General features: G+C 67.8%; 18 protein-coding genes and 1 pseudogene. 11 read left to right on the top strand and 8 right to left on the bottom strand.

From position 1 onward, the window contains the following. Positions 1 to 12: 12 nt before the first annotated feature. Positions 13 to 582 (bottom strand): annotated as a pseudogene (locus E5679_RS21120) (DoxX family protein); the annotation flags it as partial. 231 nt (positions 583 to 813) lie between these two features. Between E5679_RS21120 and E5679_RS00255 the strand changes: the two are divergent. Both E5679_RS00255 and rsrA read left to right on the top strand, forming a co-directional pair. Beyond that, complete coding sequence (locus tag E5679_RS00255; RefSeq protein WP_249335861.1) at positions 814 to 1,509, top strand: sigma-70 family RNA polymerase sigma factor; 696 nt, start codon at positions 814 to 816, stop codon at positions 1,507 to 1,509. After that, positions 1,506 to 1,778 carry a mycothiol system anti-sigma-R factor gene (gene rsrA, locus E5679_RS00260; RefSeq protein ID WP_138413106.1) on the top strand — a complete coding sequence of 91 codons (273 nt, stop codon included), beginning with the start codon at positions 1,506 to 1,508 and terminating at the stop codon, positions 1,776 to 1,778. The genes E5679_RS00255 and rsrA overlap by 4 nt, the downstream gene beginning before the upstream one ends. Positions 1,779 to 1,903: 125 nt before the next feature. On the opposite strand, the gene E5679_RS21525 is transcribed toward rsrA, so the two are convergent. The 5 genes from E5679_RS21525 to E5679_RS00280 form a co-directional block, all read right to left on the bottom strand. Next, the gene (locus E5679_RS21525) at positions 1,904 to 1,978 is read right to left on the bottom strand and encodes a 50S ribosomal protein bL37 (RefSeq protein WP_420821030.1); all 75 of its coding nucleotides are present in this window, start codon (positions 1,976 to 1,978) and stop codon (positions 1,904 to 1,906) included. An 86-nt stretch (positions 1,979 to 2,064) separates the two neighbouring features. Further along, the gene (locus E5679_RS00265) at positions 2,065 to 2,712 is read right to left on the bottom strand and encodes a PadR family transcriptional regulator (RefSeq protein ID WP_138413107.1); all 648 of its coding nucleotides are present in this window, start codon (positions 2,710 to 2,712) and stop codon (positions 2,065 to 2,067) included. Then, the gene (locus tag E5679_RS00270; RefSeq protein WP_138413108.1) at positions 2,709 to 3,557 is read right to left on the bottom strand and encodes a DUF4097 family beta strand repeat-containing protein; all 849 of its coding nucleotides are present in this window, start codon (positions 3,555 to 3,557) and stop codon (positions 2,709 to 2,711) included. Before E5679_RS00270 ends, E5679_RS00265 begins: the two co-directional genes overlap by 4 nt. 119 nt (positions 3,558 to 3,676) lie before the next feature. Further along, the gene (locus E5679_RS00275) at positions 3,677 to 4,279 is read right to left on the bottom strand and encodes a GDSL-type esterase/lipase family protein (protein ID WP_171042216.1); all 603 of its coding nucleotides are present in this window, start codon (positions 4,277 to 4,279) and stop codon (positions 3,677 to 3,679) included. A 190-nt stretch (positions 4,280 to 4,469) separates the two neighbouring features. Beyond that, on the bottom strand, positions 4,470 to 8,330 hold the full coding sequence (locus E5679_RS00280) for a multifunctional oxoglutarate decarboxylase/oxoglutarate dehydrogenase thiamine pyrophosphate-binding subunit/dihydrolipoyllysine-residue succinyltransferase subunit (protein WP_138413110.1): 3,861 nt from the start codon (positions 8,328 to 8,330) through the stop codon (positions 4,470 to 4,472). Positions 8,331 to 8,730: 400 nt separating this feature from the next. On the opposite strand from E5679_RS00280, the gene E5679_RS00285 reads away from it, so the two are divergent. The 5 genes from E5679_RS00285 (at position 8,731) to E5679_RS00305 (ending at position 13,954) form a co-directional block, all read left to right on the top strand. Continuing rightward, complete coding sequence (locus E5679_RS00285; RefSeq protein WP_138413111.1) at positions 8,731 to 10,053, top strand: hemolysin family protein; 1,323 nt, start codon at positions 8,731 to 8,733, stop codon at positions 10,051 to 10,053. Continuing rightward, positions 10,053 to 11,117, top strand: a complete 1,065-nt coding sequence (locus tag E5679_RS00290; protein ID WP_138413112.1) for a hemolysin family protein — start codon at positions 10,053 to 10,055, stop codon at positions 11,115 to 11,117. Before E5679_RS00285 ends, E5679_RS00290 begins: the two co-directional genes overlap by 1 nt. 73 nt (positions 11,118 to 11,190) lie before the next feature. Further along, positions 11,191 to 12,132 (top strand): metal ABC transporter solute-binding protein, Zn/Mn family, encoded by a 942-nt coding sequence (locus E5679_RS00295; protein ID WP_138413113.1) that lies wholly within the window; start codon positions 11,191 to 11,193, stop codon positions 12,130 to 12,132. A 59-nt stretch (positions 12,133 to 12,191) separates the two neighbouring features. Continuing rightward, on the top strand, positions 12,192 to 13,052 hold the full coding sequence (locus tag E5679_RS00300; RefSeq protein ID WP_138413486.1) for a metal ABC transporter ATP-binding protein: 861 nt from the start codon (positions 12,192 to 12,194) through the stop codon (positions 13,050 to 13,052). Then, positions 13,049 to 13,954 (top strand): metal ABC transporter permease, encoded by a 906-nt coding sequence (locus tag E5679_RS00305; RefSeq protein WP_138413114.1) that lies wholly within the window; start codon positions 13,049 to 13,051, stop codon positions 13,952 to 13,954. The genes E5679_RS00300 and E5679_RS00305 overlap by 4 nt, the downstream gene beginning before the upstream one ends. On the opposite strand, the gene E5679_RS00310 is transcribed toward E5679_RS00305, so the two are convergent. Continuing rightward, positions 13,951 to 14,415: a Fur family transcriptional regulator gene (locus tag E5679_RS00310; RefSeq protein WP_171042189.1), complete on the bottom strand. Its 465-nt coding sequence runs from the start codon at positions 14,413 to 14,415 to the stop codon at positions 13,951 to 13,953. The genes E5679_RS00305 and E5679_RS00310 overlap by 4 nt on opposite strands. An 89-nt stretch (positions 14,416 to 14,504) precedes the next feature. On the opposite strand from E5679_RS00310, the gene E5679_RS00315 reads away from it, so the two are divergent. The 4 genes from E5679_RS00315 to E5679_RS00330 are packed head-to-tail and all read left to right on the top strand — an operon-like array spanning position 14,505 to position 17,674. Continuing rightward, complete coding sequence (locus E5679_RS00315; protein ID WP_138413116.1) at positions 14,505 to 15,161, top strand: MBL fold metallo-hydrolase; 657 nt, start codon at positions 14,505 to 14,507, stop codon at positions 15,159 to 15,161. 10 nt (positions 15,162 to 15,171) lie between these two features. Beyond that, on the top strand, positions 15,172 to 16,071 hold the full coding sequence (locus E5679_RS00320; protein ID WP_138413117.1) for a sulfurtransferase: 900 nt from the start codon (positions 15,172 to 15,174) through the stop codon (positions 16,069 to 16,071). After that, positions 16,068 to 17,249 (top strand): NAD(P)-dependent alcohol dehydrogenase, encoded by a 1,182-nt coding sequence (locus tag E5679_RS00325; protein ID WP_138413118.1) that lies wholly within the window; start codon positions 16,068 to 16,070, stop codon positions 17,247 to 17,249. Before E5679_RS00320 ends, E5679_RS00325 begins: the two co-directional genes overlap by 4 nt. Beyond that, positions 17,246 to 17,674, top strand: a complete 429-nt coding sequence (locus tag E5679_RS00330) for an HIT family protein (protein WP_138413119.1) — start codon at positions 17,246 to 17,248, stop codon at positions 17,672 to 17,674. Before E5679_RS00325 ends, E5679_RS00330 begins: the two co-directional genes overlap by 4 nt. A 17-nt stretch (positions 17,675 to 17,691) precedes the next feature. Here E5679_RS00330 and hrpA read toward each other — a convergent pair whose 3' ends face one another. Further along, on the bottom strand, positions 17,692 to 21,753 hold the full coding sequence (gene hrpA / locus E5679_RS00335) for an ATP-dependent RNA helicase HrpA (RefSeq protein WP_138413120.1): 4,062 nt from the start codon (positions 21,751 to 21,753) through the stop codon (positions 17,692 to 17,694). Positions 21,754 to 22,280: the final 527 nt, after the last annotated feature.

The following is a 22,280-nucleotide window of genomic DNA, read 5'->3' on the forward strand; positions in this document are numbered from 1 at the left end:
GCGGACTCGGCGCGCCTTCTTGGCGGCCTGCCTGGCGGCCTTCGCTGCGTCTGTGCGGACGGTCTGGGCGCTCCGGGCAGCGTCCGCGCGCACTGACTGTGCGGCCTTCGCCGCATCCACGCGGGCTCCGCGGGTGGCCTTGGCCGCATCCGCGGCAAAATGCTGTGCTCGCCACGCCATGCTCGGGCGGCCCGCGGTATCCACGGACGCAAGGAGGACACCCCCGGCGAGCGAGGCGTTCTTCAGGAGAGCGGCGCGGCGAGCGCTGCGCAGCTCGGGGGTGCCGATATCGGCGGTGCGCCATTCGACAAAAGTGTTGAGCGCGCTGGTGAGGGCAAGGACGGAGGCGGAGAGCCGAGGGGCCTTGCCGAACGCGAAGAGGACGCCCGCGCTCAACTGCGTGGCCCCGATCGCCCGGGCGAGGGTCTTCTCTTCGACCCGGACGGGCAGCGCATCGGCGGCGCGTCGCAGAACCGGTGAGAGCTGCTCGGCCGTCTCATCGGCATTCTTCAGCTTGTCCGCTCCGGCGATGATGAACGAGGAAGCGAGCAGGGGTCGAGCAAGGAATCGGACTACGGACATATGACGCTCCTGTTCCACGTGGCGCTCTTCTGTTCCATCTGGCGCTCTTGTTCGTCACGGCCTCCGACGCGAGGCCTCCTGGGTGGGTTCCAGCGGGTCCAGTCTTGCACTTTCGGGGAATATTTTCCCTTCGCGGACGGTTCACCCAGTCGTTGAGCCCCCACTGGAGAAGGAGAGTACGTGCTGGTCCTTGACAGTCCGCGTCCCGCCCCGCCAGTAGACTGGTCCGCAATGAGCACCGTCGATTCTATCGAGCCCGACGAGCCTGCGGCAGGAGTTGCTGCAGCCTCTGCGCCGGCTGAGGAGAGCCCTGAGCAGCGGCGCGAGCGCTTTGAGCGCGACGCGATGCAGTACGTCGACCAGCTGTATTCGGCGGCCATGAGGATGGCGCGCAACCCGGCGGACGCGGAGGACCTGGTCCAGGAAGCGTACGCGAAGGCCTTCGCGGCCTTCCACCAGTACAAGCCGGGGACCAATCTCAAGGCCTGGCTCTATCGGATCCTCACCAACACGTACATCAACCTGTACCGGAAGCGCCAGCGCGAACCCCAGCAGGCCCAGACCGACAGCGTCGAGGACTGGCAGTTGGCGCGGGCAGAGTCCCACACGTCGACGGGCCTCCGTTCGGCTGAGGCCGAGGCGCTGGACCACCTGCCCGACTCGGACGTGAAGGAAGCCCTGCAGTCGATCCCCGAGGAATTCCGTCTCGCGGTCTACTTCGCGGACGTCGAGGGCTTCGCCTACAAGGAAATCTCGGACATCATGGGCACGCCGATCGGAACCGTGATGTCCCGACTGCACCGCGGACGGAAGCTGCTTCGCGACCGCCTCGCGGACTATGCGGCGGAACGCGGCTTCGGCGGCGCACGGGTGGCCGCGGCCGCGGGATCTGGCCAGGATTCGAGCAAGCAGGAGAAGGAGCAATGAGCAACTGCCAAGGACTCGGGGACTGCGACGAATCGCGGCTCGAGCGACTCTACGAATATCTTGACGGAGCGCTCCCGGCGGCGGATGTCGCCGAGATCCGCGAGCACCTCGAGGGCTGCACCGAGTGCCGGGAGGAGCACAACCTCGAGTGCATGATCCGCAGCGCGATGAAGCGCAGCTGCGCGGAGCAGGCTCCCGCTGCCCTCAAGGCGAGCATCCTCGAAAAGATCCACTCGTTCCGATCGACGGCAGAGGCTGCAGAGGTCTGAGTCGGGGATTCCCCCGTTTCGCCGATGTCGGACGACAGAAGGGCCCGGAGCATTTTTGCTCCGGGCCCTTCCTGCACCGTGGGCGCCGCGAGGGCGCGTGGCGCCGAGGCGACGCGGGAGTCGACTCAGCTGTTCGGGCGCCGACCGTGGTTGGCGCCGCCCTTCTTGCGGTCACGGCGCTTGCGTGCACGCTTGCTCATAGTGGCCTCCTTCGACTCAGTGACATGGCGATGGCCCAGAAGGCCGCCTCATATCTTCCCACAGGATCGGCCGAGGACCGAAATCGCTAGCTTCTGCCGAGCGAATTCCGGACGGCAATGCGCGCCTGGTCGAGGACCGTTCTGAGCGTCTCGAGCGTCACCTCACTGATCGGCTCCCTCGCAGAGTGCGTCCTCAGTTCCACCCGGACGTCGTCGCGGAACGCCTGCACCAGCATTTCGGCCTCCTTGAGCCGCCCCTGGCTCTCGGTGCTGAAGCGCTCCGAGGCGGGGATGCGCGGAGCGCCCGCCTTCGGCGCCTCTCGCCTGGCGGTCCTCGCGGCCTGTCGGGCGGTCTCGGCAGTCGCGGCGAGGTCGGCGCGGAGACCGCGCATGCTCGTGCGGAGATCCTCGCGCAGCGAGTCGGCGAGCCGCCTGACCGAGGCTGAGATATCCCGCTCGACGCCGGCCAGTTCGTCGCGCCTGGCGTCGAGTTCGCGCCGGCCGGCTTCGGTGATCCTGTAGACGCTCCGGCGGCCAGTTGACTCCGCGGCGATGAGCCCTTCCTCGAGAAGCTTCGCCAGACGGGGGTAGATGGTTCCGGGGCTCGGCGCGTAGGTCCCGCCGAAGCGGTCGCTGAGCGACTTGATGAGCTCGTAGCCGTGCCGCGGCCCGTCCTCGAGGAGGGCCAGAAGGTACAGCCTGAGTGCTCCGTGCTGGAAGACCGGGGGCGTCACTCGGCCGCCCGCTCTCCGTCGTCGTTCGTGTCCGTCGCCGGCTCGCCCCCCGCGTGCAGCACCGAGACGTTGCCCGAGACCGTGTTGGTGCGGAGCAGCATGAGCTTGAGGTCGGGTCCCAGGATCGTCTCGAGGCGTCCCTTGACGGACGAGAAACGCGTCTCGTCCACCGCCACGCGTCCGGAGACGGTGGTCGCCGCAAGGTCCACTCCGATGTCGCGCGGCAGCCGGATGGTGACATCGCCGCTCACGGTGCTCGCGCCGAGCGACTCGCAGTACCCCTCAGTGTCGAAGACGAGGTCCCCGGAGACAGACTTGGCCCTGATGTCCTTCAGCCGACCCGAGGCGGTGACCTCTCCCGAGACCGTCTTGGCGGTCAGGATCCCCTCGTGGCCGCGCGCAATCACGTCGCCGCTCACCGTGTTCAGGTGGAGCTCGCCTTCCGTGCCGTCGCCGAGCACCGAGCCCGACACAGTGTTGAGCTTGGTGAGGGGGGAAGTGCCTGAGGCGAGGCCATCGGCGCTCACTGTGCCGATCTCGACGGGAATGCCGTGGGGGATGGCAATCGACACGACGGCGTAGTTGTCGCTCGTCCCGGACACCGTCCCCATGAGGTTCTTGAACCACCCCTCGAGCCCCTGAAGCTGGTGGCGTACCTCGAGGCGGCCGTTCTCGAGGCTCACGGCCAAGGGGTCGCCTCGCACCTCGCTGACCTCGATCACCGCCTGGTCCCCCTCGTGGACGAGCACGTCGAGGCGACCTCCCACGATTCCGGCGCGGAGCGAGGTGACCCCCTCCACGGTGATGGTTCCCGGTTCGGTGATGCTCCAGCTTTCGGTATCCATGTCCCCTCCTGATGGGCTCTGCCCCCCAAGAGGGGCAATCGCGATATATCGCGTATGTGATGAACACGATATATCGCGAAGGCAGGTGTGGCAAGGGGCGGGCGTGAGCCCGAGGGTGCTTACTGCTGGGGCTGGGGGAGGCGCAGCCAGGGGAACCAGCCCCTGTGCAGCACGAGCCAGGCGATGAGTCCGTACCCAGCCTGTCCGGGAGCTCCGGCATTCGCCGCGAGATCGCCCCTCCACTGCTCGTGGTTGAGGAGCGGGGAGAAGGTGTCCACATAGTAGTGCTTGCGCCTCGTGGTGACGTCCGCGAAGGCGGTGTTCAGCTCGGCGAGCCGGCGGTTCTGGACCGGGTCAAGGGTCGGAGGGGGCCCGACGACGAAGACTTCGGCGCTGTTCTGTGCCGCGCTGTCGAGGATGTTGGCAACGTTCAGCCGGCTCCTGGCAGGCGAGATGCCAAATTCGATGTCCCGGCCGGAGAGCCCGATGACGAGGCGATTCTCGTAGCCATCCCCGAAGCGCCGCTGCGCCTCGTCGAGCCACCGGACGGAGAGGGTTTCGGTGCCCTCCTGGGGAGCAGCCAGCACATAGCTTTCGAGGGTGACCTCCTCGCGGGGCGTGCGAGCGAGGACCCGTCCCAGCCAGCCCAGGGCGCGGGGGTCCCCGTTCCCCGCGAGCAGCTCGTCCCCGATCGCCGCGAGGCGAATCTTCCTCTCCTGCACCATGCGCTCCTCCAACTGCCGCCTCCGCCGTGCGCGCACGACTCCTTCGGCTCCCGAGTCTAGCGAACGGGCGGGGGCCCGCCGGGGAGGCGTGCGGGAGGACGACGACGGCGGCCCCGCACCTCCCAGCGGAAGGTGCGGGGCCGCCGTCGTACTTCGAATCCGTGGTCCCGGAGCCGGGTCCCCCGGATCAGGCGTGAGCCGGGACGCCCGAGCGGAAGGCCTCCTCGATGAGGGTGGACTCCTCGGCAGCGTGCCGCTTCATGGAGCCAGCCGATGTGGCCGCGGAGGCCGGGCGGGAGACCACATTGAGCGGGCGGTCGAGCGTCGGTGCCAGGTTGAGCGCGAGATAGGTCCACGCGCCCTGGTTGTTCGGCTCGTCCTGGGTCCACACGACCTCGGCGTTCGGGTACTTCGCGAGCTCGGCCGCGATCTCCGCCTGGGGGAGCGGGTAGAGCTGCTCGATGCGCACGATGGCGGTCGTGGTGTCCTTGGACTTCGTGCGCGCCGCGAGCAAGTCGTAGTACAGGCGGCCGGACACGAGCAGAACACGCTGCACGCCGTTCGGGTCCAGGTTCTCGTGCTCGCCGATCACCGGTCGGAAGCTGCCCGTCGTGAAGTCCTCGACCTGGGACGAGGCGGCCTTGAGGCGCAGGAGCTGCTTCGGCGTGAAGACGATGAGCGGCTTCCGCGGCCGGCTGTAGGCCTGGCGGCGCAGGAGGTGGAAGTGCGAGGCCGGCGTGCTCGGGTGCGCGACGATCATGTTGTCCTCCGCGCAGAGCTGGAGGAAGCGCTCGATACGGGCCGAGGAGTGATCCGGACCCTGGCCTTCGTAGCCGTGCGGGAGGAGCATCACGACGGAGGAGCGCTGCCCCCACTTCTGTTCCGCCGAGGAGATGAACTCGTCGATGACGGTCTGGGCTCCGTTGACGAAGTCGCCGAACTGGGCCTCCCACAGGACGAGCGCCTCGGGGCGCTCGACCGAGTAGCCGTACTCGAAGCCGAGGGCAGCGTACTCCGAAAGCGACGAGTCGTAGATCGAGAGCTTGGCCTGACCGTCCGTCAGGTTCGCCAGCGGAGTCCACTCGGCGCCCGTGACGCGGTCGTGGAACACCGCATGGCGCTGCACGAACGTGCCGCGCCGCGAATCCTGGCCCGCGAGCCGGACCGGAACGCCCTCCATCACGAGCGAGCCGAACGCGGCAAGCTCGCCGAAGCCCCAGTCGATTCCGCCTTCGCGGGACATCTGCTCGCGGCGCTCGAGGAGCTGCTTGAGCTTGGGGTGAACCGTGAAGGGCTCCGGGATCTCGAGGTGCACCTGGCCGAGGCGGGCGAGTGTCTCGCGGCTGATCGCCGTGGACTCGGGGTGGCGCTCGCCGGAGGAGTCCTCCTGCTGCTGCGAGATCGGGCGCTCGAGGTCCGAGACGGCCTTCAGGTCGCTCGTCACGATCGGGATCGGAGAGGTCTGCGCAGCATGGGTTTCGGCGAAGACGCGCTCGAGGCGCTCCTGGTAGTCGCGGAGCAGCTGCTCAGCCTCGTCCTGCGTGATGTCGCCGCGTCCGATCAGGCTCTCGGTGTAGAGCTTGCGGACAGAGCGCTTCGCCTCGATGAGGTTGTACATGAGCGGCTGGGTCATCGACGGGTCGTCGCCCTCGTTGTGCCCGCGGCGGCGGTAGCAGACGAGGTCGATGATGACGTCCTTGTGGAACCGCTGACGGAACCGGTAGGCGAGCTGCGCGACGCGCACAACTGCCTCGGGGTCATCGCCATTCACGTGGAAGACCGGGGCTTGGACCATCTTCGCCACGTCGGTGGAGTACACGGACGAGCGCGACGCGGACGGCGACGTGGTGAAGCCGACCTGGTTGTTCACGATGATGTGGATCGTGCCGCCCGTGCGGTAGCCGCGCAGCTGGGAGAGGTTGAGCGTCTCCGCGACCACGCCCTGGCCGGCGAACGCGGCGTCTCCGTGGACGAGGATCGGCAGGACCGGGAAGGCCTCGCCGGCGTCGAGCTGGTCCTGCTTGGCGCGGACGATGCCCTCGAGGACCGGGTCGACCGCCTCGAGGTGCGAGGGGTTCGCGGCAAGGTAGACCTTGGTCGTCTTGCCGTTCTCCGCCGTGAACGTGCCCTCTGTGCCGAGGTGGTACTTCACGTCGCCCGAGCCCTGGACGCTCCGGGGGTCCTGGGTGCCCTCGAACTCGCGGAACACCTGGGCGTAGGTCTTGCCCGCGATGTTCGTGAGGACATTGAGGCGCCCGCGGTGGGCCATGCCGATGCCCACCTCGTCCAGCCCGTCCTCGGCCGCGCCGGAGAGGATCGCGTCGAGCATCGGGATGAGCGACTCGCCGCCTTCGAGGGAGAAGCGCTTCTGGCCCACGAACTTGGTCTGCAGGAACGTCTCGAACGCCTCGGCCGCGTTGAGGCGTGAGACGATGCGCAGCTGCTCCTCGCGGCTCGGCTTCTTGTACGGGTGCTCGATCTCGTCCTGGAACCACTTGCGCTCGGCCGGCTCCTGGAGATGCATGTACTCCGTGCCCGTGGTGCGGCAGTACGCGTCGCGCAGCACCCCGAGGATGTCGCGGAACTTCATCTTCGGCTTGCCGCCGAAGCCGCCCGTGGGCCACTCGCGGTCGAGGTCCCACAGGGTCAGCCCGTAGGTCAGGACATCGAGGTCGGGGTGCTTGCGCTGGACATACTCGAGCGGATTCGTGTCCGCCATGAGGTGTCCGCGCACGCGGAAGGCGTGGATGAGCTGCTGGATCCGGGCCACCTTGTTGATGGTGTCCTCGGGGTTGATCTGCAGGTCGGGGCTCCAGCGCACCGGCTCGTACGGAATGCGCAGCGCCTCGAAGATCTCGTCGTAGAAGCCCTGCTCGCCCAGGAGCAGCTGGTGGACGATGCGGAGGAACTCGCCCGAGCCCGCGCCCTGGATGACGCGGTGGTCATAGGTCGAAGTCAGCGTGATGATCTTGCCGACAGCCTGCAGCGCCAGCGTCTTCTCCGACGCGCCCTGGAATTCGGCCGGGTATTCGAGCGCGCCGACGCCCACGATGGCGGCCTGGCCCTTGGAGAGACGCGGAACCGAGTGCACCGTGCCGATGCCGCCAGGGTTGGTCAGGGACACCGTGGTGCCGGCGTAATCATCAGCCGTGAGCTTGCCGGCGCGGGCGCGCTTGATGAGGTCCTCGTACGTGTGCCAGAACTCCGAGAAGTTCATCGTCTCGGCCTTCTTGATGTTCGGGACGACGAGGAGGCGTGTGCCGTCGTCCTTCGGAAGGTCGATCGCGATGCCGAAGTTGACGTGGGCGTGCTGGATGGCCACGGGCTTGCCGTCGACTTCGTCGAAGCTCACGTTCATCGAGGGCATGAGCTTGAGCGCGCGGATCACGGCAAAGCCGATCAGGTGCGTGAAGGAGACCTTGCCGCCGCGGACGCGCGTCAGGTGGTTGTTGATGACGATGCGGTTGTCCATGAGGAGCTTCGCAGGAACCGCCCGGACCGTGGTGGCCGTCGGAACGTCGAGGCTCTGGATCATGTTCGACGCGATCGCCTTCGCGGGGCCGCGCAGGGTCGTGACGACGTCTTCCTCGACGGTCTCGTCCTTCGCCTTCTTCGGCAGCTGCGCAGGGATCGGTCCGCTGGACGAGGGCTTGGCACCGTCGCGGACGACGGCGGCCGCGCCCTTCTTCGGGGCGTTCACATTCGACTGGGCCGGCACATTCGCCTGAGCGGGCTGGGCGGGGGCTGACTGCGCAGGGGCCGGCTGCGCGGGTGCCGCGGCGGACTGGGCAGGGGCGCTCGGGCTCGCTGCAGGCTTCGCGGGCGCGGTCGGCTGCGACGGCAGGGTGCCGGCAGTCTGCGCCTTCACGGCGCCGTTGACCGTGGGGCTTCCGTTGTCGCTCGAGTCGTTCTCGAAGGACTCGAACAGGGGCCACCACTTGGAGTCGACCGAGTTCTTGTTCTGCTGATACTGCTCGTAGAGCTCGTCGACAAGCCACTCATTGCCGCCGAATTCCTCGGGCAAGCGGTGGGTTGGCAGTTCTGGCACGGGAGATACGCCTCTTCCATCGATCTGTTTGGCCCGAAGCAGGTCTACACAGGCCAGCCACCGGACCATGGCCCGGCAGGCGGTTCGACGTCAGGACAGGAGCCGCCTGCCACCGTGGGTCGGAGGAGGCCCCTACGGGAGACCTCCGGCTCACACTCTGGTCCAGTCTAGTAACGTCCCGCGATAAACGGACAATCCGTGGGCAGTGTCACAGAATCTTGGGCATTCCAAGGGCCGATTGCGTTCAAACCACGGCTGATAAGCTGGAATGGCCATGGATGACGACCCTCCACGAAGTTCAGTCCGAATACGCAGTTCTGTCCGAAGCTCTCTCCAGATCTCAGCCCAGAGTTCGCCTAGACTGCACGCGCTGTTGCGGCACCAGGCGGTCGGTGCCTGAATGGAATGGCTCTTCCTCGGTGTGGGGATCCTCCTGATCCTCGGGACCGGGTTCTTTGTTTCCGTCGAATTCTCCCTCGTCGCCCTGGACCACGCGACCGTCCAGCGAAGCATCGACCGCGGCGAAAAGGGCGCCCAGGCGCTCATGCAGTGCGTGACCACGCTCTCCACCCAGCTCTCGAGCTGCCAGCTCGGGATCACCCTCACCACGCTCCTCACGGGTTTCGTGATCGAGCCCTCGATCGGGAAGCTGCTCGAGGCCCCGCTGTCAGCGCTGGGCTTCGCGGGAGCGCACGCCGTCTCGCTCGTCGTCGCCATGATCATCGCGACCCTCGGCTCGATGCTCCTCGGCGAGCTGGTTCCCAAGAACCTCGCCATCGCCCGCGCGCTGGCGGTTGGCCGCGCCGTCGCCCGCCCCCAGCTCATCTTCACAGCCGTGTTCAAGCCGGCGATCCTCCTGCTCAACGGCTTCGCGAACAAGGTTCTGCACGCCATGGGCATCGAAGCGCAGGAGGAGATCTCCGGCGCGCGGTCGCCTGCTGAGCTTGCGTCGCTCGTGCGCCGCTCCGCTGAGCTCGGAACGCTCGACGAAGGCACTGCGCGGTTCGTCTCGCGGACCCTGAGCTTCGCGGAGCGTACCGCGGCGGATGTGATGACGCCGCGCATGCGGGTCACCACCGTCGAGGCCACCGACCCCATTGATGAAGTGATCAGGGCCGCCCGATCTACCGGGCACTCGCGATTCCCCGTCATCGGCGACTCCCCGGACGACATCCGCGGCCTCGTGCACATCAAGAAGGCCGTGGCCGTGCCTGCGGAGAAGCGGGCCGGCATCGAAGCGGGGGCCATCATGACGGAAGTCCTCCGGGTACCCGAGACCATCCATTTGGATGCCCTCATCTCGCAGCTGCGGGATGGGAACCTTCAGCTCGCCGTCGTGCTCGACGAGTACGGCGGGACGGCGGGAGTGGTCACGCTCGAGGATCTCGTCGAGGAGATCGTCGGCGAAGTGTCCGACGAGCACGACCGGCTCGCCCCGGGCGTCCTCCAGAGCGCCTCCGGCGACTGGTTCTTCCCGGGGCTCATGCGCCCGGACGAGGTCTCGGAGCAGGTGCCCGGAATCGTGGTCGCGGATGATCCCGCCTACGAGACGGTGGGTGGCTTCGTGATGCGCGCCCTCGGACGCGTCCCCGTCCAAGGGGATCAGGTCGAGGTCGACGGCGGAACGCTCGAGGTGACCCGCATGGACGGGCGCCGCGTCGACAGGCTGCGCTTCGCCCCGGCGAAGGCCACTGTCGGGACCCCCGAAAGGCAGGGTGCGTGATGGGCGACTGGGGAGGAATTGTCTGGCTCGTTGTCCTGCTGCTGGGGAACGCGTTCTTCGTCGCGGCGGAGTTTGCGATCATGTCCGCCCGGCGCAGCCAGATCGAGCCGCTGGCGGAATCGGGCTCGGCGCGCGCCGTCACCACGCTGAAGGCGATGGAGCACGTCTCGCTCATGCTCGCCTGCGCCCAGCTGGGCATCACCGTGTGCTCGCTGCTGCTGCTCCAAGTGGCCGAGCCGGCCATCCACGACCTGGTGGGCGTCCCGCTCGCGGCGCTGAACATTCCCGTCGAGATGGCGGAGACGGCCGCGTTCGTCGTCGCCCTGGCGCTCGTGACGATCCTGCACGTCACCTTCGGAGAGATGGTCCCAAAGAACATCTCAGTGTCCATGGCCGACCGGGCGGCGCTCGTCCTCGCACCGATCCTCGTGACGATCGCGCGCTTTGTCCGGCCGGTCATCGCGGCCTTGAACTGGTCGGCGAACGGTGTTCTCCGGCTCATGCGGGTGCAGCCGAAGGACGAAGTCTCGTCCTCCTTCACCCTCGAAGAGGTCCAGTCGATCGTCGAGCTGTCCACGAAGTCGGGCCTCGTCGACGACGAGTCGGGCCTGCTCTCGGGCGCCCTCGAGTTCTCGGATCAGACGGTGGAGTCGATCATGGTCCCGCTCGAGCAGATCGTGACGCTGCCGACCTCGGTGACGCCTGCCGGCTTCGAGAAAGCCGTCGCGAAGACCGGCTTTTCCCGGTTCCCCATGGTGGACGACGACGGCGAGCTCGCCGGATACCTCCACGTGAAGGACGTCCTGGCCATCCCCGACGCTGCGCGCGACCGGCCCATCGGAGAGGCGCGCGTCCGTTCGCTCGCGAATATCGCGGTCGGGGCCACCGTCGAAGACGCCCTGACGGCCATGCAGAAGAGCGGGCTCCACGTGGCGCGCGTCATGGGACCCGAACGCGGCACGCGGGGTGTGCTGTTTCTCGAGGACGTGATCGAGCAGCTTGTCGGCGAGATCCGGGATGCCACCCAAGCGGGCCTGGTGCGGAGATTCGAGGGGGAATCTTAGGGCGGGTCTGAGCGCTGCGAGTCCGGCCGCATCGCTAATGGGAATTGTTTGCAAGAAGCGCTACAGTGGTCGCATGCGCCTCTCCTCCCCTCGCTCTCTGTCGCGCCGCCTCCTCGTCGGCGGCCTCGCCGCTACCCTGATGCCGGTAGCCGTCACCGCCTGTGGGTCCACCAGCACGAGTTCGGGAGGGACGACAACGATCCCGGTCGTCGCCTCCACCAACGTGTATGCGGACATCGTCAAGGCGGTGGGAGGCGACAAAGTCACCGTGACGTCGATCATCTCGAAGCCGAGCCAGGACCCGCACTCGTACGAGGCGACGGCGCAGGATCGGGTCGCCGTGTCGAAGGCGAAGCTCGTCGTGGTCAACGGCGGCGGGTACGACGACTTCATGGGCAAGCTCTCCGATGAAGCCAAGATTCCTGCGAGTTCGGTGGTGAACGCGTCGGACGTGTCGGGGCTCGAGCCCTCTGGCCACGGGGAGTTCAATGAGCACGTCTGGTACAGCCAGGACGCTATGAAGAAGCTTGCGGAGGCCGTGTCCGAGAAGCTCGCGGGCCTCGATCCCGCCGATGCACAGGGCTTCAAGGACCGCGCCGGGCAGTGGATCGGCAGGCTCGGGGGCATCGCATCCAAACTCACGGCCGTCAAGGCGGCGCACGCGGGCCAGGGCGTCGCCGCGACCGAGCCGGTGCCCCTGTACCTGCTCGAAGAAGCCGGCCTCGTCAACAAGACTCCGGAAGCGTTCAGCGCCGCCGTGGAGTCAGGGCATGACGTTCCGCCTGCGGCCCTCAAGGACATGCAAGACCTGATCTCATCCCACGGCGTGAAGCTCCTCGCGTTCAACCCCCAGACCGAGAGTCCCCAGACCGAAGCGCTCAAGACCTTCGCCACGGAGGCGAAGGTGCCGGTGGTGGACTTCACCGAGACGATGCCGGAGGGCTCGGACTACGTCGCGTGGATGACGGCCAACGTGGATGCCGTCGCTTCGGCCCTGGACTCCGCCTCCTCGTGACCGCCCCGGGCATAGACTTGTCAACCGTGACGGAGGACGGTGGGCCCAAGGGCCTCGGGGTGGGGGAATCGCGCTCGGGCGAGGCATCCGCCGTCGCCCTTCGCTCTGCCTCTCTGTCCTTCGGGCCCCGCACTCTCTGGCAGGGGCTTGACCTCGACATCCGGCCCGGCGAGTTCTTCGCCGTCCTGGGGCCCAACGGCAGCGGCAAGACGAGTTTCCTCAAGGTGCTGCTGGGGCTGCTTCCCCTCACGTCCGGCTCAGCCTGGGTCGCCGGGCGGCCACCCGGAGGCGCCGGCGGCGAGGTGGGATATATCCCTCAGCAGAAAGGCTTCGGCCCGGACGTGCCGCTGCGGGCGCGCGATCTCGTGGGTCTCGGGATCGATGGCCACCGGTGGGGGGTCCGGGTGCGTCGCCGTGAGACCGATACGGAGATTCGCAGGCTCTTGGAGCGAGTGGGCGCTGGCGGGTACGCGAACGTCCCGGTCGGCCAGCTGTCCGGAGGGGAACTGCAGCGCCTCCGCGTCGCCCAGGCGGTTGCCGGCGACCCAGCCGTCCTGCTGTGCGACGAGCCGCTCCTCGCCCTCGACCTCAACCACCAGCAGGCCGTCAGCGCGCTCATCGATCAGCAGCGATCGGAGACCGGGGCCGCCGTCGTCTTCGTGACCCATGAGATCAATCCCATCCTCGACTACGTGGACCGCGTCCTGTACCTCGCCCAAGGCGAGTTCCGCGTGGGCTCTCCCGAAGAAGTGATGACGACGGAGGTGCTCTCGGAGCTCTACGGCAGTCGTGTCGAGGTGAGCCGCGTGAACGGCCGGATCGTGGTGCTCGGCCTCCCTGACGCGACGACCCATCTCCACCATGTCCACGACCAGCCGGCGCTCGCTCTGGACCAGCATTCGGAAGAGGACGGTTCGTGAACCTGGGCGATATCTGGAACTCGATCTTCGCGTTCGACAACTACGGGGAGATCCTCGCCCTCGTGCAGAATTCCGTCTGGGCGGGGGCCGTCCTGGGGCTCCTGGGCGGTCTCGTGGGGACCTTCGTGGTGCGCCGTGACCTGGCATTTGCGGTCCACGGGATCTCGGAGCTGTCGTTCGCCGGAGCGGCGTTCGCGCTCCTGATCGGGGCCGACGTCGTCACCGGCTCCCTCGTCGGATCGGTCGCCGCGGCTCTGACGATCGGGCTCATGGGCGGCCGCGCGCGGAGCAAGAATTCGATCATCGGGGTCCTCATGCCGTTCGGCCTCGGCCTTGGGATCCTGTTCCTCTCGCTGTACCAAGGGCGCTCCGCGAACAAGTTCGGCCTGCTCACCGGACAGATCGTCGCGGTCGACACCGTGGAGCTGCAGGTCCTCGCCATCGCCGCGCTCGCCGTCATCGCCGCACTCGTGATCGTGTGGCGTCCGCTGGGCTTCGCGAGCGTGGATCCGGAGATGGCCCAGGCCCGCGGGGTGCCCGTCCGGTTCCTCGCCATCCTCTTCATGTTCCTGCTCGGCGTGAGCGTTGCGCTGTCCATCCAGATTGTCGGCGCGCTGCTCGTGCTGGCCCTGCTGATCACCCCGGCCGCGGCCGCGCAGAAGGTCACGTCATCGCCGGTGCTCGCGGTCGTCCTCAGCGTCGTCTTCGCCGAGATCGCCACCGTGGGCGGGATCCTGGTCTCGATTGGCGGCCGCATTCCCATCAGCCCCTACGTCACCACGCTCTCGTTCCTGATCTACGTCGTGTGCGCGGGGGCTGCGGCCGTCAGGAAACGGCGCGGGGGAGCGCGCAGTTCGCCCGAGGCGCTCACGCCGCCGGTGCGGGTGGAGTCCGGGGTCTAGCGACCGCCGTCGGCTGCCTCGGCTGCGACGGCGGCCGAGCAGTCAGGGCAGAGGCCGAAGATCTCGACCGTGTGCTCAACCGAGGTGTAGCCATGCTGCGCCGCGATGCGGCTCGCCCACGCCTCCACGGCCGGCGCCTCGATCTCGATCGCCTTGCCGCAGCGGCGGCACACGAGGTGGTGGTGGTGCCCGTGCGCGTCGCAGCGCCGGTACCGTGCCTCGCCGTCGTCCGTCCGGAGGACGTCGAGGAGGCCGTCCTCTGCCATGGACTGCACGATGCGGTAGGTGGTGGCGAGCGAGACGGACGCACCGCGATCCTGGAGGATGCGGTGCAGCTCCTGCGTGGAAACGAAGTCGTCGAGCTCGTCGAGCGCCGTGGCGACGGCGACCTTCTGCTTGGTCACGCGCTGCTCGCGTCCTCCGGCTGCGCGGGCCTCACCCGACGCCGTGGTCCCGACCACTCGATCCTCCAAGCTGTGAAATCTAGGGGTGCGAACAGTGCCGCGCTCGCAGGTATTCCAGCCTAGCAAGCCTGCCTAGACTGGGCCGCATGAGGCTCACCAAGTACACCCACGCGTGCGTTCGGCTGGAGAAGCCCGGCAGCGTCCTCGTCATCGACCCGGGCACCTTCTCCGAAGTTGAGGACGCGCTCGAGGGCGCCAACGCGTTCCTCGTGACCCACGAGCACCCGGATCACCTCGACGTCAAGCGAGCGGGCGCTGCGCTCCGGGAAAACGGGTCTCTCCGGGTCTGGGCCCCGGAAAAGGTCGCAGGGCAGCTGCGAGAGGCCGAACCCGGAGCGGCGAGCCGGGTGAACGTGGCCGAGCCGGACACCGAGTTCGAGGCAGGAGGCTTCCGGGTGCGGGCCTTCGGCAGCCAGCACGCGCTCATCCACCCGCTCGTTCCCGTGGTCGCGAACATCGGCTACCTCGTCGACGAGACGGTGTTCCACCCCGGTGACTCCTTCACCGTGCCGCACGGAGTGCAGGTCGAGTCGCTCCTTGTGCCGATCCACGCGCCGTGGAACAAGGTCAGCGAGGTCATCGACTTCATCATCGCCGTCGGCGCGCGGCGTGCCTTCCCGATCCACAATGCCCTGATCAACGAGCGCGGGACGGGCATTGTGGAGGGCCACGCGCAGCGGATCGGCGCCATCTACGGCACGGCGTATCAGCATCTCGAACCGGGGGAGTCGATCGAGCTCTAGAGTGGCGAGGATGAATAGCGCGCAGGTTCTCATTTCTGCGGACGAACTCCGAAGGCAGCTCGACGAGGGACGACGGATCGTGCTGCTCGACGTCCGATGGTCCCTGGGAGGCCCGCCCGGCCACGAGGCCTACCTCGAGGCGCACCTTCCGGGTGCCGTCTTCGTGGACCTCGAAACGGAGCTTGCCGTGCCCGTGGCGCCCGGCAGCGCCGAGGAAGCGCGCGGCGGACGGCATCCGCTGCCTCCCGCCGAGGAGTTTCAGGAATCCGCCCGCCGCTGGGGGATCGACGACGGCGACGCGATCGTCGCGTACGACGACTCCTTCGGTCAGTCCGCGGCTCGCGTCTGGTGGATGCTTCGAGATGCCGGTCTGAATGACGTCCGGCTGCTCGACGGCGGACTCGCGGCCTGGCGGCACGCCGGGGGTCCGCTCGACCGCGGGGAGGTCGAGCCCAAGCCTGGAAACGTCCAGCTCCGGCCCGGGTCGCTCGCCACGATCGATGCCGACGACGCAGCCGCCTTCCCGGGAGTCCTCCTGGACGCGCGCGCAGCGGAACGCTACCGCGGGGAGGTCGAACCAGTGGATCCCCGTGCCGGGCACATCCCGGGAGCCATCAGCGCCCCGACCTCGGGCAATCTTGCCGCCGACGGAACCTTCCTCGGTCGGGATGAGCTGCGCCGACGGTTCGCCGCCCTGGGAGCCGAGCCCGGGCGCAGGGTCGCGGTCTACTGCGGCTCCGGCGTCACGGCGGCGCACGACGTCGCCGCGCTCGCCATCGCAGGGATCGACGCTGCGCTCTACCCGGGATCGTTCTCGCAGTGGTCCCGCGACCCCTCCCGTCCCGTGGCAACGGGTGACGAGGCACGGTCTGGGGCCGCGGCGGCCGATGGGATAGCGTCGGATTCATGACACCTGGACGCCCCGTCATGCCCGGCGCGGACAAAGTGCGCCGCGACCTGTCCGCGGGAGGTGCGCCTCCGTCGTCGTCCGCTCCCGGCGGCACCGCCGCCTTCGGAGCCACTTCGCCCACCAGCGGACTGGGGCCGCTCACCGTCCAGCGCCGCGAGCCCAAGCCCGACGACGTGGAGATCGAGATCGACTTCTGCGGTCTGTGCCATTCCGACGTCCACGCCACGCGTGGCGAGTGGGGAAAGCGGCCATGGCCGCTCGTGCCGGGACACGAGATCGTGGGCCGGGTGCGCCGCGTGGGGCACGAGGTGCGAGGCTTTGCGGTCGGCGACAGGGTCGGCGTCGGCTGCCTGGTCGACTCGTGCCGGGAATGCGAGAACTGCCTCGACGGCGTCGAGCAGTTCTGCGAGAACGGAAGCGTCCTGACGTACGGATCCGTGGACCCGCGCAACGGCGGAGCCGTCACCCAGGGCGGGTACTCGCAGCGGATCGTGGTGAACGAGCACTTCGTGCTGCGCATCCCTGACGGCATGGATCCGGCGGCTGCAGCCCCGCTACTGTGCGCCGGCATCACCACCTACTCGCCGCTGCATTACTTCGGCGTCGAGCCCGGCGAACACGTGGGCGTGGCAGGACTCGGAGGCCTCGGGCATCTCGCAGTCAAGCTCGCGAAGGCGATGGGCGCGGAAGTCACGGTATTCACGCGGTCATTGGAGAAGGGCGACGCCGCCCGCTCGCTCGGTGCGGATCGCGTAGTCGTCACGACCGACCCCGACCAGCTGCGCGCTGCAGAGCGTTCGCTCGACGTGGTCATCGACACCGTCGCCGCGGCGCACGACGTCAACGTCTACCTCCGCACGCTCCGCCTCGACGGAGCACTGTTCCAGCTGAGCCTCCCGTCGGGGACGATGGCGCCCGTAGACCCCGGCCTGCTCATCCGGAGGCGGCTCTCCTACGCCGGCTCCCTCATCGGGGGGATCGCCGAGACCCAGGAGATGTTGGACTTCTGCGCCGAGCATGGGGTCGCGGCGGACATCGAGCTCGTCAGCGCGGGCGAGCTCAACGGGGCCTTCGACCGGATGGTCGCCGGTGACGTCAGATACAGGTTCGTCCTCGACGCCTCCACCCTGGAAGGCGCGGGAGCGGGTTCGGCTCAGGCCGGGGAGGGAAAGGCATGACCACGATTTTCAGCAAGATCATCGACGGGGAGATTCCGGGCCGGTTCGTCTGGAAGGACCAGGACGTCGTCGCGTTCCTGACGATCGCCCCGCTCGCCGACGGGCATGTGCTCGTCGTGCCGCGAGAGGAAGTCGACCGCTGGACGGACGCCTCGCCCGAGCTCCTCGCGAAGGTCATGAACGTCGCTCAGACCGTTGGGCGGGCGCAGGTCGAGGCTTTCGACGTGGAGCGGGCCGGCGTCATCATCGCCGGATTCGAGGTTCATCACCTTCACGTGCACGTGTGGCCCGCCAGCTCCGAGTCTGAGTTCAATTTCCAGAAGGCGCAGCAGAACCCCGACCCCGGTGTCATGGACGCCGCGGCCGAGAAGATCCGGCAGGCCCTCCGGGAAGCGGGGCACGGCCAGTTCGTGCCCGCGGCCTGACGCCCTGGCTTTGCGCGTCAGACCGGGGCGAGGGCCTCGTTGAGCGCTTGCCTCACGCGTTTCTCGGAGACCTTGCCAGCCGTCCCGAGTTCGACGGCGAAGAGGCTCACCCGCAGCTCTTCGATCATCCAGCGCACCTTCTCGAGCTTGGCCTGGTTGCGGCCGGTGGGAGCGAGTGCCGCGACGGCGTCGTCATAGTCATCCTCGAGGGCCTGCACGGTGCCCATCGCCACTGCGTCCCGCTGGACGTTCGCGGGCATCTTCTCGAGCCGCCGCTCGATCGCGTGGAGGTACCGGGGAAGATGGGTGAGTTGGGCGTAGCCCGTCTTCGCGACGAAGCCGGGGTACACCAGCTGCTCGAGCTGCGTTTTGACGTCGTTGAGCCCGCTCACGAGGGCAAGGCTCGTGGTTCCCTTGAGCTGCTTCGAGATGCGGTTCGCTGACGCAAGCACCTGCTCGACAATCGCCGTGACCGAGAAGACCGTGTCGATCAGCTCGGCCCGGACGTGATCGTAGAGCGCATCGAAAGCCTCGCGGTCCCATGGCAGTTGAGCCGGGACGAGCCGGTCGATCGCGGCGAGCAGGCAGTCCGCGATCAGCTCCGCGACGCTCCCGTGGGGATTCTGGCTGAACGTGAGCTTCTCGCGGTTGTTGAGGTGCTCGAGCACGTAGCGGTCCGGTGGCGGGATCCGCAGGGCGAGCAGCCGGATGACCCCTCCGCGGTGGGCCCGGAGCTGATCCTCCTCGCTCTGGAAGATCCGCAGGCCCACGGTTCCGCGCGCGCCCGCTTGTCCCTTGGTACCTCGGCCCTCGTCGACGAGCGCGGGATAGCCCGTGACTGTGTGGCCCGCGACGACGGTGCTTGCGGTGCGCGGGATTGTGCCGACGCTCCATTCCGTCAGCCCCGAGCGTTCCGCCAGCCCCGACTTCGGCGCGGTACCACCCGACTTCGGCGCGGTACCACCCGACTTCGGCGCGGTACCACCCGACGTCGGCGTCGCCGGGCCCGACTTCGGCGCGCGCTGGGTCGTCTTGGGGGTCGCGCCGAGCGAATCCGCGATGGCCCGGCGCGTGGCGGGTGCGAGCTGCTCTTGGAGCGCGACGAGGTCCTTGCCGCTGCCGAGGACGGCTCCGCGGGAATCGACGACCGAGAACGACATCTTCAGATGCGGCGGCACGGTCTCCCAGTTCCACGAACCCGGGGGTACCACGTGTCCCTTGACCCGCCGCAGGGCCCGTTCGAGGGCCTCCTCGAGCTCGTCCCGCTGCGGATCGAAGTCGGCCTCGAGCACGCCGACGGCCTGCCGAGCCACGTCCGGTGCCGGCACGAAGTTCTTCCGCACCTGCTTGGGGAGTGACTTGATGAGCGAGGCGACGAGGTCGGCGCGAAGCCCGGGGATCTGCCACCTGAACGGCTCGGGGTCGAGTTGGTTGAGGAACAGCACCGGAACCTCGGCCGTCACGCCGTCGCTTGGATCCGGTGTCCCGCCTGGGGCCACTGGATCGAACTTGTAGGTGAGCGGAAGCTCGAAGGAGCCTTGACGCCACACGGTGGGATAGGAGGTGTCGTCGAGGTCCTCGGCCTTCTCGCTGAGCACGAGTTGGCGGTCGAAGTCGAGGAGATGCGGATCCTGGTGCTTCGCCTTCTTCCACCACGCGTCGAAATGCCGCTCCGAGACGACATCCGCTGGAATCCGCTCGTCGTAGAACTCGAACAGCGTTTCGTCGTCGACCCGGAGACCCCGCTGGCGCACACGGGTCTCGAGCTCGTCGACCTCTTCCAGCAGCTCCCGGTTGCGGCGGAAGAAGGCGTGGTGGGTGCGCCAGTCTCCTTCGACGAGGGCGTGGCGGATGAACAGCTCACGCGCGAGGACGGGGTCGATGCGCCCGTAGTTGATGCGCCGCTGGGGGATGACGGGAACCCCATAGAGGGTGACCTTCTCGTACGCCATGACGGCGCCCATGCGCTTGGACCAGTGCGGCTCGGAGTAGCTGCGCTTGACCAGATGCGGTGCCACGAGTTCCGCCCAGGCGGGATCGATCTTCGCAACGGTCCGAGCCCACAGACGGCTCGTCTCCACGAGCTCCGCTGCCATGACGTAGGTCGGGTTCTTCCGGAAGAGCGCCGAACCCGGGAAGATCGCAAAGCGCGTGCCCCGCGCGCCCGCATATTCGCGCTTGCGCTCGTCCAAGAGCCCGATGTGGCTCAGCAGCCCCGCGAGAAGGGAGATGTGGACCGCGTCGTGGTTCCCGACGGGATCGGTGTCCCGACCCGGACCGAGGCTGATGCCGAGGGGCCGCCCGAGCTGGCGGAGCTGCTGGAAGAGCTCCTGCCATTCACGAACCCTCAGGTAGTTGATGAACTCCGCCTTGCACAGCCTGCGGAAGGCCGAGGACGAGAGCTCGCGCTGCTTCTCCTGCAGGTAGTTCCAGAGATTCAGGTACGCGGAGAAGTCCGAGTTCTCGTCCTTGAAGCGCGCGTGCTTCTCGTCGGCCTGCTGGCGCTTGCCGGTGTCGGCGGAAGGACGCTCCCGTGGGTCCTGGATCGTGAGCGCCGCCGCGAGCACCATGACCTCGCGCGCGCACTCGCGCTTGGACGCCTCCACGATCATGCGTCCGAGCCGCGGATCGACGGGGAGCTGCGCGAGCTGATGGCCGACCGCGGTAAGGCCTCCCGCGCGTCCGCGGCCTCCCTTGCCGCGCTGGCGGCCGTTGGCCCCCGCAGGTTCAGGGGCGCTGCCCGGCTCCACAAGCGCGCCGAGTTCGCGCAGCAGGTTCACGCCGTCGTTGATCGCCCGCGTCTCGGGCGGCTCCACGAACGGGAACGCTTCGACGTCCTTGGGTCCTCGGGCGATCCCCATCGCGGTCATCTGGAGGATGACGGCGGCGAGATTGGTCCGCAGGATCTCCGGGTCGGTGAATTCGGGCCGTGAGAGAAAGTCCTCTTCGGAGTAGAGGCGGATGCAGATGCCATCCGACGTACGACCGCAGCGGCCGGCTCGCTGATTGGCCGAGGCCTGCGAGACGCGCTCGATCGGGAGGCGTTGCACCTTGGTCCGGTGCGAGTAGCGCGAGATGCGGGCGGTGCCCGTGTCGATGACGTACTTGATGCCGGGCACGGTGAGGGAGGTCTCGGCGACGTTCGTCGCGAGGACGATCCGCCGCCGTCCTCCGGGTGTGAAGACTCGGTGCTGCTCGGCGAGGGAGAGCCTGGCGTAGAGCGGGAGGATCTCGGCACCGGCAAGCCGCCGGTTCGACTGGATGCGCGAAGACAGAGCGTCGGCCGCGTCGCGGATCTCGCGCTCGCCCGAGAAGAAGATGAGGATGTCGCCGGGAGCCTCCCGTGACAGCTCCTCGACGGCGTCGCACACGGCGTCGACGGGGTCGCGGTCCTCCTCGAGGGCGTCGTCGGAGCGCGCGACCGAAGATTCGTCGTCGTCCTCGCCGGGATTGTCGGCGACGAGCGGTCGGTAGCGGATCTCCACGGGGAAGGTCCGCCCCGAGACCTCGAGCACGGGGGCGGGCTCGCCCGTCCCGTCCGGGAGCTCCCGCGCAAAGTGGCGCGCAAAGCGCTCGGGATCGATGGTCGCGGAGGTGATGATGAGCTTGAGGTCCTGCCGCTGCGGCAGGATCCGCTTGAGGTAGCCGAGGATGAAGTCGATGTTGAGGCTGCGTTCGTGCGCTTCGTCGATGATGATCGTCGAATAGCGGCGCAGCAGCCGGTCGCGCTGGATCTCGGCGAGCAGGATGCCGTCGGTCATGAGCTTGACCTTCGTCTGGGGGCCGACCTCGCCGGTGAAGCGGACCTGGAACCCCACTTCATGGCCGAGCTCCACTCCCAGCTCTTCTGCAATGCGCTCGGCGACAGTGCGGGCAGCGAGCCTTCGCGGCTGGGTGTGGCCGATCAGGCCCTTGTCCGCGAGGCCGAGTTCGAGGCACATCTTGGGGATCTGGGTGGTCTTCCCGGAACCCGTCTCGCCCGCGATGATGGTGACCTGATGCGCGGCGATCGCCTCCATGAGCTCGTCGCGCCGCTCGGAGACAGGCAGGGAGCTGGGATACGTAATGGTCATGGCCATGGCTGATCCAGTCTAGTTGGCTCCTCCAAATCCCTCGGCTTCTCCGCTGGCGCCCACTCGAGCCGCTCGGCCCGGCGCAGTCCAGAGGTCGGCCTCGACGTCTGTGTCGTGGAGATCGGTGACGGCTGATGTGCGAGATATGAGTCGTCCCATCCTTGTATTTTTACGAAGTGGATACTTCGGGCTGGATTGCGTGGACGAGGCTGCTAACTACCGGTGAAACCAGGAACAGCTTGGATTTCTGGTGTCACCTACTTGTATTTTCGACAAGTTGAATTTGACAGCACCCGCCGGATCACATCACGCTCTATCTGAGCAAGCACCAGAGCGAATCTATGGGGGGACACGAATGGTGTCAGCAACAAGAGCCTCTAATGCAGTCCGAACCAAGGCCATTGCCGCCTCTTTGGCCGCGGCCGTCCTTCTTTCGACGCCTCCTGCCGGCCGGCTATTTTCGGTGCAGGCAATCTCGCAAGCATCGATATCAGCCACCGGACAGAAGTTGGGGGAATTGGGCCTCCGGTCGA

It is taken from the genome of Sinomonas gamaensis, from assembly GCF_005876955.1.
GTDB classification, from domain to species: domain Bacteria; phylum Actinomycetota; class Actinomycetes; order Actinomycetales; family Micrococcaceae; genus Sinomonas; species Sinomonas gamaensis.

Coding starts and splice junctions, on each gene's coding strand:
- E5679_RS00255 (WP_249335861.1), top strand. CDS start 814: ATGAGCACCGTCGATTCTATCGAGCCCGACGAGCCTGCGGCAGGAGTT.
- rsrA (WP_138413106.1), top strand. CDS start 1,506: ATGAGCAACTGCCAAGGACTCGGGGACTGCGACGAATCGCGGCTCGAG.
- E5679_RS00270 (WP_138413108.1), bottom strand. CDS start 3,557: ATGGATACCGAAAGCTGGAGCATCACCGAACCGGGAACCATCACCGTG.
- E5679_RS00285 (WP_138413111.1), top strand. CDS start 8,731: ATGGAATGGCTCTTCCTCGGTGTGGGGATCCTCCTGATCCTCGGGACC.
- E5679_RS00290 (WP_138413112.1), top strand. CDS start 10,053: ATGGGCGACTGGGGAGGAATTGTCTGGCTCGTTGTCCTGCTGCTGGGG.
- E5679_RS00295 (WP_138413113.1), top strand. CDS start 11,191: ATGCGCCTCTCCTCCCCTCGCTCTCTGTCGCGCCGCCTCCTCGTCGGC.
- E5679_RS00315 (WP_138413116.1), top strand. CDS start 14,505: ATGAGGCTCACCAAGTACACCCACGCGTGCGTTCGGCTGGAGAAGCCC.
- E5679_RS00320 (WP_138413117.1), top strand. CDS start 15,172: ATGAATAGCGCGCAGGTTCTCATTTCTGCGGACGAACTCCGAAGGCAG.
- E5679_RS00325 (WP_138413118.1), top strand. CDS start 16,068: ATGACACCTGGACGCCCCGTCATGCCCGGCGCGGACAAAGTGCGCCGC.
- E5679_RS00330 (WP_138413119.1), top strand. CDS start 17,246: ATGACCACGATTTTCAGCAAGATCATCGACGGGGAGATTCCGGGCCGG.
- hrpA (WP_138413120.1), bottom strand. CDS start 21,753: ATGGCCATGACCATTACGTATCCCAGCTCCCTGCCTGTCTCCGAGCGG.